General features: G+C 65.9%; 12 protein-coding genes. 6 read left to right on the top strand and 6 right to left on the bottom strand.

Features of this window, described 5'->3' with window-relative positions; translation table 11 throughout:
• The first annotated feature begins 47 nt into the window (after nt 1-47).
• Complete coding sequence (locus AC1PLA_RS17700) at nt 48-2,072, top strand: M3 family metallopeptidase (RefSeq protein ID WP_481105051.1); 2,025 nt, start codon at nt 48-50, stop codon at nt 2,070-2,072.
• Nucleotides 2,073-2,168: 96 nt separating this feature from the next.
• Here AC1PLA_RS17700 and fabB read toward each other — a convergent pair whose 3' ends face one another.
• Nucleotides 2,169-3,377 carry a beta-ketoacyl-ACP synthase I gene (fabB, locus tag AC1PLA_RS17695; RefSeq protein WP_024938384.1) on the bottom strand — a complete coding sequence of 403 codons (1,209 nt, stop codon included), beginning with the start codon at nt 3,375-3,377 and terminating at the stop codon, nt 2,169-2,171.
• Nucleotides 3,377-3,892, bottom strand: a complete 516-nt coding sequence (fabA, locus tag AC1PLA_RS17690) for a 3-hydroxyacyl-[acyl-carrier-protein] dehydratase FabA (protein ID WP_039522501.1) — start codon at nt 3,890-3,892, stop codon at nt 3,377-3,379. Before fabA ends, fabB begins: the two co-directional genes overlap by 1 nt.
• A gap of 341 nt (nt 3,893-4,233) precedes the next feature.
• Between fabA and dinB the strand changes: the two genes are divergently transcribed.
• The 4 genes from dinB to AC1PLA_RS17670 all read left to right on the top strand — a co-directional run bounded on the left by dinB (nt 4,234) and on the right by AC1PLA_RS17670 (nt 9,798).
• Nucleotides 4,234-5,313 carry a DNA polymerase IV gene (gene dinB, locus AC1PLA_RS17685; RefSeq protein WP_039525307.1) on the top strand — a complete coding sequence of 360 codons (1,080 nt, stop codon included), beginning with the start codon at nt 4,234-4,236 and terminating at the stop codon, nt 5,311-5,313.
• A gap of 179 nt (nt 5,314-5,492) precedes the next feature.
• Nucleotides 5,493-6,143 carry a phosphoglycolate phosphatase gene (gene gph / locus AC1PLA_RS17680; protein WP_115511622.1) on the top strand — a complete coding sequence of 217 codons (651 nt, stop codon included), beginning with the start codon at nt 5,493-5,495 and terminating at the stop codon, nt 6,141-6,143.
• A gap of 434 nt (nt 6,144-6,577) precedes the next feature.
• Nucleotides 6,578-8,794 (top strand): TonB-dependent siderophore receptor, encoded by a 2,217-nt coding sequence (locus tag AC1PLA_RS17675; RefSeq protein ID WP_481106226.1) that lies wholly within the window; start codon nt 6,578-6,580, stop codon nt 8,792-8,794.
• A gap of 95 nt (nt 8,795-8,889) precedes the next feature.
• Complete coding sequence (locus tag AC1PLA_RS17670) at nt 8,890-9,798, top strand: alpha/beta hydrolase (RefSeq protein WP_481106225.1); 909 nt, start codon at nt 8,890-8,892, stop codon at nt 9,796-9,798.
• 118 nt (nt 9,799-9,916) lie between these two features.
• On the opposite strand, the gene AC1PLA_RS17665 is transcribed toward AC1PLA_RS17670, so the two are convergent.
• Nucleotides 9,917-10,309, bottom strand: coding sequence for a TfoX/Sxy family protein (locus AC1PLA_RS17665; protein ID WP_039512971.1), 393 nt, complete (start codon nt 10,307-10,309; stop codon nt 9,917-9,919).
• On the bottom strand, nt 10,306-10,788 hold the full coding sequence (locus tag AC1PLA_RS17660) for a GAF domain-containing protein (RefSeq protein WP_006450459.1): 483 nt from the start codon (nt 10,786-10,788) through the stop codon (nt 10,306-10,308). Before AC1PLA_RS17660 ends, AC1PLA_RS17665 begins: the two co-directional genes overlap by 4 nt.
• A gap of 117 nt (nt 10,789-10,905) precedes the next feature.
• Here AC1PLA_RS17660 and bioD point away from each other — a divergent pair, with 117 nt between their 5' ends.
• Entirely contained in the window at nt 10,906-11,580 is a 675-nt protein-coding gene (gene bioD / locus AC1PLA_RS17655; RefSeq protein ID WP_054592357.1) for a dethiobiotin synthase, read from the top strand.
• A gap of 257 nt (nt 11,581-11,837) precedes the next feature.
• Here the strand turns inward: bioD and AC1PLA_RS17650 are convergent, their stop codons facing one another.
• Complete coding sequence (locus AC1PLA_RS17650) at nt 11,838-12,200, bottom strand: phasin family protein (protein WP_039518815.1); 363 nt, start codon at nt 12,198-12,200, stop codon at nt 11,838-11,840.
• A gap of 192 nt (nt 12,201-12,392) precedes the next feature.
• Nucleotides 12,393-12,746, bottom strand: a complete 354-nt coding sequence (gene queD, locus AC1PLA_RS17645; protein ID WP_024938374.1) for a 6-carboxytetrahydropterin synthase QueD — start codon at nt 12,744-12,746, stop codon at nt 12,393-12,395.
• Nucleotides 12,747-12,830: the final 84 nt, after the last annotated feature.

Genomic DNA, 12,830 nt, shown 5'->3' with positions numbered 1-12,830 from the left:
CAGCCCCTCGCCCTGATTCCTGATCCAGTCCACCGCCGGAGCGCCCCATGACCAACCCGCTGCTCGACCTGTCCGGACTGCCGTCCTTCGATGCGATCCGCCCCGAACACGTGGGCCCGGCAATCGACCAATTGCTGGCCGACGCCGAGGCCGCGGTGAAAGCGGCCGAGCAGGTCAGCCCGGTCAGCTGGGACAGCTTCGTGGTGCCGCTGGACGATGCTACCGAACGGCTGTGGCGTGCCTGGGGCCAGGTCGGCCATCTGCAGGCGGTGGTCAACACGCCGGAACTGCGCGAGGCCTACAACAGCAATCTCCCCAAGCTCAGCCGCTTCGGCAGTGCGCTGGCGCAGAACCTGGCGCTGTATGCGCAATACAAGGCGCTGGCCGAAGCGCCGGAAGCGGCGCACTACGACGCCGCGCGGCGCAAGGTGCTGGAAAACGCGCTGCGCGATTTCCGCCTCGGCGGTGCCGAGCTGGACGATGCGTCCAAGGCGCGGTTTGCGCAGGTCCAGGAAGAACTTTCCGCACTGGCCGCCAAGTTTTCGCAGAACGTGCTCGATGCCACCGATGCTTGGTCGTACGTGAGCGAAGACGCAACCGAGCTGTCTGGCCTGCCGGCCGAGGTGGTCGCCGCTGCACGCGCGGCCGCGGAAAAAGACGGCGTGCAGGGCTGGAAGCTGACCTTGCAGATGCCGTGCTATCTGCCGGTGCAGACCGATGCGGACAATCGCGAGTTGCGCGCGCGGCTGTACCGCGCCAACGCCGAGCGCGCCTCCGAGTTCGGCGATGCCGCGTTGGACAACAGCGCCAATATCGATCGTATCCTGGCCCTGCGCGCCGAGCTGGCACAGCTGCTCGGCTTTGCCAGTTACGCGGAGTATTCGGTCGCCACCAAGATGGCGCAAAGCCCGGATGAAGTGATGGGCTTCCTGCGCGATCTGGCAGTGCGCGCCAAGCCGTATGCGCAACGCGACCGTGCCGAGCTCGAAGTCTTCGCCCGCGACGAACTTGGCCTGGACGAACTGCAGGCCTGGGATCTGGCCTACGCCTCCGAGAAACTCAAGCAGGCGCGCTACAGCTTCTCCGAGCAGGAGGTGAAGCTGTACTTCACCGAGCCCAAGGTGCTGGCCGGTCTGTTCGATGTGATCCACAGCCTGTATGGCCTGACCGTCAAGCCAGACCGCGCGCCGGTCTGGCATGCGGATGTGCGCTTCTATCGCCTGGAAGATGCGCAGGGCGAGCTGGTCGGCCAGTTCTATCTGGACCTGTACGCGCGCGAAGGCAAGCGTGGCGGCGCGTGGATGGACGATTGCCGCAACCGCCGCGACACCGCCAACGGCGTGCAGACGCCGCTGGTGTATCTGGTGTGCAACTTCGGCCGTGGCAGTGGCGATACGCCGGCCACGTTCCGGCATGGCGAAGTCACCACGCTGTTCCATGAAATGGGCCACGGCCTGCATCAGTTGCTGACGCGCATCGGCGAGTTGGGCGTGGCCGGTATCAACGGCGTGGAATGGGACGCGGTGGAACTGCCGAGCCAGTTCATGGAGAACTTCTGCTGGGAATGGGAGCGCGTGCAGGCGATGACCGCGCACGTGCAGACCGGCGAGCCGCTGCCGCGCAACCTGTTCGACCGGCTGCTGGCCGCACGCAATTTCCAGAGCGGCATGTTCACCGTGCGCCAGCTGGAGTTCGCGTTGTTCGACATGCAGCTGCACAGCAGCTTCGACCCGACCCAGGACAACGTGCTGCAGTTGATCGAACGGGTGCGCGACGAGGTGGCGGTCAACCGCCCGCCGGCATGGAATCGCTTCCCGCACCAGTTCAACCATATCTTCGCCGGCGGTTACGCAGCCGGTTACTACAGCTACAAGTGGGCCGAAGTGCTCAGCGCCGATGCCTACGCCGCCTTCGAAGAAGCGCCTGAGCAGGTGGCCGACACCGGCGCGCGCTTCCGCCATGAAGTGCTATCGCGTGGCGGCAGCCGCAACGCGGCCGACAACTTCCGCGCCTTCCGTGGGCGTGCGCCGAACATCGATGCACTGTTGCGGCACAACGGCATGGCCGGCTGAACCGGGAGTGGGGAATCGGGATTGGGGAGTGGCAAGAGCGATCTCTCGACACAAATCCCCAATTCCCAATTCCGCGCGGCGCCCGGCGCCGCGCCCTCACACCCGGCCGAACACCAGCGCCGCGTTGGTGCCGCCGAAGCCGAAGCTGTTGGACATCACCGTGTTCAACGTGGCGTCCTGGGTCTGTCGCAGGATCGGGAAGCCTTCGGCGCGCGGATCGAGTTCATCGATATGCGCCGAGCCGGCCATGAAGCCGTCGCGCAGCATCAGCAGGCTGTAGATCGCCTCGTGCACGCTGGCCGCGCCCAAGGAATGGCCGGACAGCGCCTTGGTCGAGGACAGCGGCGGGACGTTGTCGCCGAACACCTCGCGTACCGCGCCCAGCTCGGTCACATCGCCCAGCGGCGTGGAGGTGCCGTGCGTGTTGAGGTAGTCGATCGGCTGCGTCAGGCCCTGCATGGCCATGTGCATGCAGCGCACCGCACCTTCGCCGCTGGGCGCCACCATGTCGGCGCCATCGGAGGTCACGCCATAGCCGAGCAGTTCGGCATGGATGCGTGCGCCGCGCGCGATGGCGTGGTCATAGTCTTCCAGCACCAGCATGCCGCCGCCGCTGCCGATGACAAAGCCGTCGCGTTGCGCATCGTAGGGCCGCGAGGCCACTGCGGGGCGATCGTTGAAGCCGGTGGACAGCGCGCCCATCGCATCGAACATCACGCTCATGGTCCAGTGCAGTTCTTCGCCGCCGCCGGCGAACATCACATCCTGCGCGCCGTGCCGGATCAGGTCCGCGGCCGCGCCGATGCAATGCGCCGAGGTCGCACACGCGGCCGACAGCGAATAGCTCAGGCCACGGATCTTGAACGCGGTCGCCAACGAAGCGGAGACCGACGAACACATCGTGCGCGGCACCATGTACGGGCCGACCTTGCGCACGCCACGGTTGCGCAGCAGATCGGCGGTTTCCACCTGCCACTGGCTGGATCCGCCACCGGAGCCGGCAATCAGGCCGGTGCGCAGGTCGCTGACCTGCTCGGCATCCAGTCCGGCATCGGCGATCGCATCGCGCATGGCCAGATAGGCGTAGGCCGAGGCATCGCCCATGAAGCGCTTGAGCTTGCGGTCGATCAGGCTGTCCAGATCCAGCGCCACCGCACCGCCGACCTGGCTGCGCAGGCCGGCGTCGGCATGATCGGGCAATGCGGTGATGCCCGAGCGGCTCTCGCGCAAGGCGCTGGAGACGGTGTCCAGATCATTGCCCAGGCAGGAAGTGATGCCCATTCCGGTGACGACGACGCGACGCATCAGAAATTCTCCGTTGAAGTGAACATGCCCACGCGCAGATCGTTGGCCGTGTAGATTTCGCGCCCGTCCACCAGCATGCGTGCATCGGACTGGGCCATCACCAGCTTGCGGTTGATCACGCGGCTGATATCGATTTCGTAACTGACCAATTTCGCGCTCGGCAACACCTGGCCGGTGAACTTGACCTCGCCGCAGCCCAGCGCGCGGCCGCGGCCCGCTGCGCCGATCCAGGTGAGGAAGAAGCCGGTCAGCTGCCACATCGCGTCCAGGCCCAGGCAGCCGGGCATCACCGGGTCGTCGATGAAGTGGCAGCCGAAGAACCACAGGTCCGGGCGCACGTCGAGTTCTGCGCGGATCAGGCCCTTGCCATGCGCGCCGCCGCTGTCGTTGATCTCGGTGATGCGGTCGAACATCAGCATCGGGTCGTTGGGCAGGCGGGCACTGTCGGGTCCGAACAATTCCCCGCGCGCGCTGGCCAGCAATTGGTCGCGCGAGTACGCACTTTGACGAGTCATGACGAACGTTTCCTGCAAGAAGCGAAAGGCGAGGCCGGCAAGGGTGCATGAGGGCGCGCGGTTCAATCAAACGTTTTATCCGTACGCATGCGTGCTGTTTTCAGCCGGTTGCGCAGTGTGGCAAGCATGTGTTGCAGACAGGATCCAGAGCAGATGACAGCATTCAGCGGGACGCGGTCAGGCATGCCTGCTCGGCGTGGATCGGCACATAAACAGATGCAGCAGAGCGTCCCGCTAGCGCTTGCGTCCGTTCGCGCCCGGGCGTGCGCGATGGCGCGGCGCAAGGCGTGAGACGCGGCTGATTTATCATGGTCCGACGCTTTCGGAGAGATGCCAGCTTGATGCGCAAGATCGTGCACGTGGACATGGATGCGTTCTACGCGTCCGTGGAGCAACGTGACGATCCATCGCTGCGCGGCAAGCCGGTGGTGGTGGCCTGGCGCGGTGCGCGCTCGGTGGTGTGCGCGGCCTCGTACGAAGCGCGCACCTACGGCATCCGTTCGGCCATGCCGGCGCTGCGTGCCGAGCGCCTGTGTCCGGACGCGGTGTTCGTGCCGCCGGATTTTGCGCGCTACAAGGCGGTGTCGCGGCAGGTGCGCGAGATCTTCCATCGCCACACCGATCTGGTCGAGCCGCTGTCCCTGGACGAGGCCTATCTGGATGTCACGCAAGCCAAGACCGGCATGCAGCTGGCCACCGAAATCGCGCAACTGATCCGCAGCCAGATCCGCGAGGAAACCCAGCTTACCGCATCGGCCGGCATCGCACCGAACAAGTTCCTGGCCAAGATCGCCTCGGACTGGCGCAAGCCCGACGGGCAGTTCGTCATCGCGCCCAGTCGTGTCGATGCGTTCCTGCTGCCGCTGCCGGTCAACCGCATTCCCGGCGTGGGCAAGGTGATGGATGGCAAGCTGGCGGCGTTGGGGATCGTCACCGTCAGCGATCTGCGGCTGCGCCCCCTGGAAGAATTGCAGGCGCATTTCGGCAGCTTCGGGCAGAGCCTGTACCGCCGCGCACGCGGCATCGACGAGCGCCCGGTCGAGCCGGATCAGGAGGTGCAGTCGGTGTCCTCGGAAGATACCTTCAGCGAGGACATCGCGCTGGAGGCACTGGATCCGCACATCCTGCGCCTTGCCGAAAAGACCTGGCTGGCCACGCGCCGCACCGAGCGGATCGGGCGCACCGTGGTTCTCAAGTTGAAGACCTCCAACTTCCGCATCCTGACCCGCTCGTACACGCCAGATCAGCCACCGGCCTCGCTGGAGGCATTGGCGGAGATCGCGCTGGCGCTGACCCGGCGCGTGGAGTTGCCCGACGACACGCGCTATCGCCTGGTCGGGGTGGGATTGAGCGGTTTCAGCGACGCGGAAGAGGGCGCGGTACAGGGCGAGTTATTTGGCGACATGCCGCCGGCGCAGTGAGCGCGGGGCGGCATGGTTGCTGTACCGCGGCCGCGGCCGCGGCGTGTGGTGCATGCAGCGATGACTGCAACCGCGCAGGCATCGACGCTGACATCGGCCGTTCGCACCACGCCACGGTGACGCGCCCTGAATCCCGCAGCTCGTACACTGCAGGCCGCTCCCCCAACGAGACTGTGCGCATGTTCCCGTATCCGCTGGTGATCTTCGACCTGGATGGCACGCTGGTGGACAGCGCGCCCAATATCGCCGAAGCGCTCAATGCCACCTTGCAGGAACTCGGGCTGCAGCAGTTCAGCGAGGCGACGATCCGCAGCTGGATCGGTGAAGGCGTGCACGTGCTGCTCGCCACCGCCTTGCGCGAAGCCGGCGGCACCCACGATGCCGATACCGAGATGCCGCTGATGATGCGCCACTACCAGGCCAGCCTGCTGCATAACCCGCAGCTGTATCCCGGTGTTGCCGAAGCATTGGCCGGCCTGCGCGAGGCCGGCGCCACGCTGGCGCTGTGCACCAACAAGCCAGCGCGCTTCATCGCACCGCTGCTGGAGCACCTGGACATCGCCGCGCATTTCAGCAGCGTGCTCGGTGGCGATTCGCTGCCGCAGCGCAAACCCGATGCAGCGCCGCTGCTGCACCTGGCCAGGCAGTTCGGGCACACACCGCAGCAATGCCTGATGGTCGGCGATTCGGCCACCGATGCGGCGGCTGCAAATGCCGCGGCAATGCCGCTGGCGATGGTGCGTTACGGCTATCTGCGCGGCTTCGATGTGCAGAGCGCCGGTGCCGTGGCCATCATCGATGACATGCGGCAATTGCTGGCGCTGAAGTAAGACGCGCAGTGTTGCCAGCGCGGATGCGGGCGTCGTCCACATCGCGGTGAAGCATCCAATGCCACCATCGGCTGGCGGCGTTTGTCGCCTTGAATGAAGGTCTTTCGCACGCTGTCCGCATCGTCGGCCAGCTAACGCGTACTGTTCCCCACCGGTGCGCGGCATTGGTGACGTCTGCGCTGCCGGAAGCGGCAATGCCTGCGTGCGGCCGTGCCAGCGCAGCGTTCCGATTTGAGAATGAATCGCATCTGTGTAGAATGCGCGGACACGCTTGACTGCGTCAGCGCCGCGCACGCGCGTTGTGCGCGGCGCTGCATGCATCACCCCCATCGTGTCACCTCAAGCCGTCGCCAGAGGTCCATCTCCTGTCGAGAGGTTTGAGAATGTCCGCATCACGCCGGTCATGGATGTCTGCGCCTGCACGTCGTCCCGTGTTGTCCCACCGTCAGCTGGTGCTGGCCATTGCTCTCGGTTGCGGCAGCTGCATCTGCAGCGCATCGGCCGAAGATGTTGCAGCCGAGCCGCAGTCGCTGGACACCGTGCACGTCACCGCCGCGCAGATCGCACGCCAGGCCTTGGGGTCATCGGTGATCACCGCCGAAGACATCGAACGGCGCCCACCGGTCAACGATCTGTCGCAGTTGCTGCGCACCATGCCGGGCGTCAACCTCACCGGCAATAGCGCCTCCGGCCAGTACGGCAACAACCGGCAGATCGATCTGCGCGGCATGGGCCCGGAAAACACGCTGATTCTGGTCGATGGCAAGCCGGTGGGATCGCGCGATGCGGTGCGCATGGGCCGCAGCGGCGAGCGCAATACGCGCGGCGACACCAACTGGGTGCCGGCCGAAGCGGTGGAGCGCATCGAAGTGCTGCGCGGCCCGGCCGCGGCACGTTACGGCTCCGGTGCCTCCGGCGGTGTGGTCAACATCATCACCAAGAAGCCGACCGGCGACCTGACCGGCTCGATGACGGTATTCGGCCTGGTGCCGCAGCACAGTGCCGAAGGCGGTGGCCAGCGTGCCGGCTTCCAGCTCAGCGGGCCGCTGAGCGACACGTTCTCGTTTCGCCTGTATGGAAACCTCAACAAGACCGATCCGGATTCGCTGGAGCTCAATCGCCGCTTTGCCAGCAGTGCCGCCGCGGTGCCGCCGGCCGGGCGCGAGGGCGTGCGCAACAAGGACATCAATGGCCTGCTGCGCTGGGATCCGATGGAAGGCCAGGTGATCGAACTCGATGCCGGCTTCAGCCGCCAGGGCAATCTGTACGCCGGTGATCGTGCGGTCAGCGCCGATGGCCTGGCCGGTGCCGATCTGGGCGCACTGTTCGGCAGCGAAACCAACACCATGATCCGCCGCACCGCCTCGCTGACCCATCGCGGCACCTGGGCGCTCGGCACCTCGCGCCTCACCGCCGCCTATGAAGGCACCGACAATACCCGCCTCAACGAAGGCTTGGCCGGCGGCCCCGAAGGCTCCATTGCCGCCAGCCTGCTCAATTCCACCGCCACGCTCGACAACCTCAACATCGACGGCGAGTTCAACATGCCGCTGCAGGCCTGGGCCGAGCAGGTACTGACGCTGGGCTTCGAGCGCCGCCAGAGCCGCCTCAGCGATGCGTATTCGATGTCGCAGACGGTGAGCGCCGGCGGCGGTTTTCCCGGTCTTGCCAATGGCACGCGCAGCCCACGCAGCGAGGCCACGCTCAGTGCGGTGTATCTGGAAGACAACATCTATGCCAGTGAGCGGCTGACGCTCACGCCCGGTGTGCGGTTGGATCACCACAGCCAATTCGGCAACAACCTCAGCCCCAGCCTCAACGTGCAGTACAAACTCAGCGAAGACTGGTTGCTCAAGGGCGGCATCGCGCGCGCCTTCAAGGCGCCCAACCTGTATCAGTCCAACGCCAATTATCTGTATTACACACGCGGCAATGGCTGCCCGGTGCTGTTCCCCAATCTTGGTTCGGGCTGCTATATCCAGGGCAACGACAACCTCGATCCGGAGACCAGCATCAACAAGGAGATCGGCATCGAGTGGGCACCGCAAACCGGTCACCACGCCTCGCTGACGTACTTCCACAACGCCTACGACAACAAGATTGTCGCCGGTATGACGCCGGTCAATATCACGGTCGACCGGCGCGGGCAGGTGTTCCAGTGGACCAATGCATCGCAAGCGATCGTGCAGGGCGTGGAAGGCAATCTCACGTTACCGCTGCTGGGCGAGCAGGGTCGCGAGCTGAAGTGGAACACCAATGTCACCTACATGATCGAGAACAAGAACACCGCGACCGATCAACCGCTGTCGGTGATCCCGGAATACACCGTCAACACCACGCTGGATTGGCAGCCGACCCAGGCCTTGTCGCTGCTGCTCACCGGGACCTTCTACGGCAAGCAGGAGTCGGCCACGCAATCGAGCACCAGCGGCGGCGCCATCGCCCCCGACACGCGCGACCCCTATGACCTGTGGGGCGTCAGTGCGCGTTACCGGATCACCCGCAAGGTCAGCGTGGGCGTCGGTGTGGACAATCTGTTCGACACCCGTCTGTTCCGCGAAGGCACCAACAACACCGGCGGCGCGGCGGGTGCAGCCACCTACAACGAACCCGGGCGCGCGTTTTGGGCGAGCCTGAGTTTCGGTTTCTGAAAGCGACGCGGCGCCACGTGCGAACGTGCGCGCCGCAACAGGAGAGTGCAATGACCCGACAGCATCGTTGGCTGCTTGCGTGTGCCGCTGCGCTGATGTGGATCGCCGGCGCTGTGCCGGCGTTCGCACAGCCGGACCTGAGCCGCACGATCGGCAGCACCGTCGCCGATCGTCCCAGTGCCTCGTATGTGTTCAGCGCGTTGCGCCTGGATTCGGCCGATGGCCAGCGCCATTACCGTGTGCGCATCGCCACCCCTAAAGCTGCGCCACCGGCTGCGGGGTATCCGGTGGTGTATCTGCTGGATGGCAATGCCGCGCTGATGGAGCTGGATGAGCGCCTGCTCAACAGCCTGACCACCCACGGCGATGCGCCGGTGCTGGTGTTCATCGCCGACGACAGCGCATTGCGCATCGATGCGGTGGGACGCAGCCTGGACTACACGCCTGCGCGCTATAGCGACGGGCGGGTGGAAACCGATCCACTCGATCCGCAGCGCAGAACCGGCGGTGCGGCGGCGTTCGCGCAGCTGATCGCAACAGCCATCCGCCCGCAGGTGGAAGCGCGCGTGGCGGTGGACCGTCAGCGGCAGACGCTGTGGGGCCATTCGTATGGCGGATTGTTCGTGCTGCAGGTGTTGCTGACGCAGCCGCAGCTGTTCCAGCACTACGTCGCGGTCGACCCGTCGCTGTGGTGGGGCGATGGATTTGTCGTCCAGCAGGCGCAGCGTGTGGTCGACCATGCACGGGAGCGTTCGGCAGGCACGCAGCCATCCAGGCGTCGGCTGACGCTGATGGCAGGCGAGGGCGCACCATCGGCGAACAAGGCAAAACCGGATCGCCCGGGGCGGCCGCGCGCGGATCCACAGGCCGCCCGACGCCTCGTCGTGCTGCTGTCGTCGTTACCCGGCCTCACCGCCGACTATCAACCGCTGCCAGGCCTCAGCCATGGCCAGACGTTGGGCGCATCGCTTGCGCCAACGCTACAAGCTGCAGCGACGCGTTGATGAAGTCAGATCAAGCAAGCGATCGAAGATAAACCGCTCCAGATATCGACAAGCACGCTGTTGCTGGTCGCAGCGCTGGCGCCATGCGCATGCAGCGGTGACACCTCGGCGCAGGCACTCAATCGTCGCGCGTTTCGCTCAGGTCCGCAGTGTCGTCGTCTGCTTCGCCCATCTCACCGTGCGTATCGTCGTTGTCGGCGCGTGCGTAGTGCACGGTTTCCACCGGCCCACCGACCGCGCGGCCGCGCACCGGCAACAGCGCACTGGCTGCCTCGTATTCGGCCAGCAAGGCATGCCGGCGCGCTTCCGGCACGTCCTGCCAATGGCAGTCGGTCAATGCGCCTTCCAGCGAATACAGCAGGTTGAGGCTGGGCTTGAAGCCGGCGCGGCGCACTTTGACGAATGCGCCCACCGCGCCCACCGCCTGCAGATCCTGCTGCGTGCGCAGGCCGACCTGGCGCAGCCACGCCGCACTTTTCGGGCCGATGTTGCGCAGCCGTTCGGTGGTCACGTCAGCGCGCCGACAAAGACCTGGGCAATGGCTTCCAGGCCGCGCTGATCGTCGGCGTCGAAGCGATCCAGCTCCGGGCTGTCCAGATCCAGCACGCCGATCAGCGCATCGCCCTTGACCAGCGGAATCACCAGCTCCGAGCGCGAGGCCGAATCGCAGGCGATATGCCCCGGGAAGGCATCCACGTCGGCAATGCGCTGACTCTGCCGGGTACTGGCAGCCGCGCCGCACACGCCCTTGTCCAGCGGAATGCGCACGCAGGCCGGCAAGCCCTGGAACGGCCCCACCACCAGCTCGCGGCCGTCGTAGAAATAGAAGCCGGCCCAGTTGAGCGACGGCAACGCATTGAAGATTAGTGCGGCCAGGTTGGCGGCATTGGCGATCCGGTCCGGCTCGCCATGCACCAGGGCCTGGGCCTGGGCGGTGAGCTGGGCGTATTGTTCCGGCTTGCTGCCGGTCAGCGAAGAGGTTGCGAACATGGCCGAAGTTTAGCAGCGGCCATCCGCAGCGGCATTGCGACTCAGCCGCGCGTTCGGATCCGCACGCTATGCTGCGCGCCCCCACGGCAACCGCGGCGCGGCCGCAGGAACACACGCATGCAGCTTCCGGCGTTGTATGTCACCGGCACCGACACCGGCATCGGCAAGACCATGGCCAGCACCGCGCTGCTGCACGCACTGCGCAGGCAGGGCCACACGGCGGTCGGCATGAAGCCGGTGGCCAGCGGTTGCGAGCACACGCCGCAGGGCTGGCGCAACGAGGACGCGCTGGCGCTGCAGGCCGCCAGCGCCCCGCAACCCGATTACGCCACCCTCAATCCCTATGCCTTGCCGGCACCGCTGGCGCCGGAACTGGCCGCCGCCGATGTCGGCGTGACTCTGTCGCTGGAGCCGATCGCCCAGGCCTTCGCGCAATTGCGCGCGCAGGCCGAGGTGGTGGTGGTGGAAGGTGTCGGCGGCTGGGCTGCGCCCTTGAGCGCCGATCTGGACCAGGCCGATCTGGTACGTGCGCTCAAGCTGCCCGTGGTGCTGGTGGTCGGCATCCGGCTGGGCTGCATCAATCACGCGCGCCTGAGCGCCGCGGCGATCGCTGCCGACGGGCTGGACTGCATCGGCTGGATCGCCAACGAGGTCGACCCGCAGATGGAGCGCATCGAGGAGAACATCGGCATGCTGCGCCAGCGCCTGGCGATGCCGTGCTGGGGCCGCATCGCCTGGCGGCCGGGCGCCGATGCCGCGGCGCAGTCGCTGGGGCTGCACGTGCCGGTCTGAGTGACGTTGGCTATCGGGCGACCGCGTCACTGCGACGCGGATCGCCAGATGTCGTCCCAGCCTTGCGCGCCGCCGGGGACTCGCCCTGCGTCCCGGCGTTTCCACTGCACCGGCGCCGCGCCGCGATAGCACTTGGTCGGATTGGCAGTACGCGCAATGCGCAGACAATAAAAAAGCCCGACAGAGGGAGGGATCTGTCGGGCCGGATTGCATGGGGGGAGGGACCCATGCAAAGACGCTGAATTTTTTGTTGGCGCTTACGTGCGCCGGGTCTTGCCTTTGGCGGCCTGCTCGCTGTTGGCCTCGAACTGCTGCTTGGCCAGTTGGCCGAGCGCATCGGATGCCTTCAATCCCAGTCCGACCACTTCCTGATTCACCGAAGCCAGCCGTTCCAGGTTGTCGCGGGCCAGTTGCAGCCCCTTCGGCCAGAGCGTCTGGTAGGCGCCAAGGTCGCGGGCCTGGGCAAACTCACCGAAGAAGCTGGTGGTCGCACTGACGTTGCGTTCGAGCGTCTTCAGCTGCAGGCCAAACGCGTTTTCCGCGTGTTCCATCGCCAACTGGTTGGCGCGTGCCGCTGCAGAGGCAAAGCTGTTGAAGCCGTTTTCGAACTGCGCCGACATTGCGAACCCCTTGGGGAAGGCTGTGACCGTTGTTGCGTTGCAGCATACGCGGATATTGCTGCGATGCAACACGTTTGCTGAAAATTTCCGAAATCGCCTGCAAAGCGTTTTGAAATCAATCCATTATCCGTGCCGTAGAAACGGCAAGACCGCTCTGGAGGCGGCCTTGCGTCACACCACTGCGCTGCGCGATCAGCCGCGATAGCGGCAGCCGGAGGTGCAGGTTTCATGCACCACGATCTCGCTCAGCTGCGGCAGCGCCGGCTTGAGCTGGTCCCAGATCCAGATCGCCAGCCGCTCGCTGGTCGGGTTTTCCAGCCCCTCGATGTCGTTGAGGTAGTGGTGGTCCAGGCGGTCGTAGATCGGTTGGAAGGCGGCCTTGATGTCGCCGAAATCCATGATCCAGCCGGTCTCGGCACCGGGTTCGCCGCTGACATGCAGCTCGACCCGGAACGAATGCCCGTGCAGGCGGGCGCACTTGTGGCCGGGGGGCACATTGGGAAGCCGGTGCGCGGCTTCGAGCGTAAAGACTTTGAAGATATCCATGCGCGCCATTGTAAGTGCGCCGGTGCCTGTCGGACTGACCCGATCACGGCGACACAGCGTCTCTGCGCCCTGGCGTGGCACCCG

The sequence above is a fragment of the Xanthomonas sp. NCPPB 1826 genome, assembly GCF_056725285.1.
Note: the sequence above shows the minus strand (reverse complement) of the source record. Positions and strands in the feature narration are given on the sequence as shown.

What these genes read in the sequence shown, in the direction of transcription:
- AC1PLA_RS17700 (WP_481105051.1), top strand. Translation starts at nt 48, where the DNA reads ATGACCAACCCGCTGCTCGACCTGTCCGGACTGCCGTCCTTCGATGCG.
- fabB (WP_024938384.1), bottom strand. Translation starts at nt 3,377, where the DNA reads ATGCGTCGCGTCGTCGTCACCGGAATGGGCATCACTTCCTGCCTGGGC.
- fabA (WP_039522501.1), bottom strand. Translation starts at nt 3,892, where the DNA reads ATGACTCGTCAAAGTGCGTACTCGCGCGACCAATTGCTGGCCAGCGCG.
- dinB (WP_039525307.1), top strand. Translation starts at nt 4,234, where the DNA reads ATGCGCAAGATCGTGCACGTGGACATGGATGCGTTCTACGCGTCCGTG.
- gph (WP_115511622.1), top strand. Translation starts at nt 5,493, where the DNA reads ATGTTCCCGTATCCGCTGGTGATCTTCGACCTGGATGGCACGCTGGTG.
- AC1PLA_RS17670 (WP_481106225.1), top strand. Translation starts at nt 8,890, where the DNA reads ATGTGGATCGCCGGCGCTGTGCCGGCGTTCGCACAGCCGGACCTGAGC.
- AC1PLA_RS17660 (WP_006450459.1), bottom strand. Translation starts at nt 10,788, where the DNA reads ATGTTCGCAACCTCTTCGCTGACCGGCAGCAAGCCGGAACAATACGCC.
- bioD (WP_054592357.1), top strand. Translation starts at nt 10,906, where the DNA reads ATGCAGCTTCCGGCGTTGTATGTCACCGGCACCGACACCGGCATCGGC.
- AC1PLA_RS17650 (WP_039518815.1), bottom strand. Translation starts at nt 12,200, where the DNA reads ATGTCGGCGCAGTTCGAAAACGGCTTCAACAGCTTTGCCTCTGCAGCG.
- queD (WP_024938374.1), bottom strand. Translation starts at nt 12,746, where the DNA reads ATGGATATCTTCAAAGTCTTTACGCTCGAAGCCGCGCACCGGCTTCCC.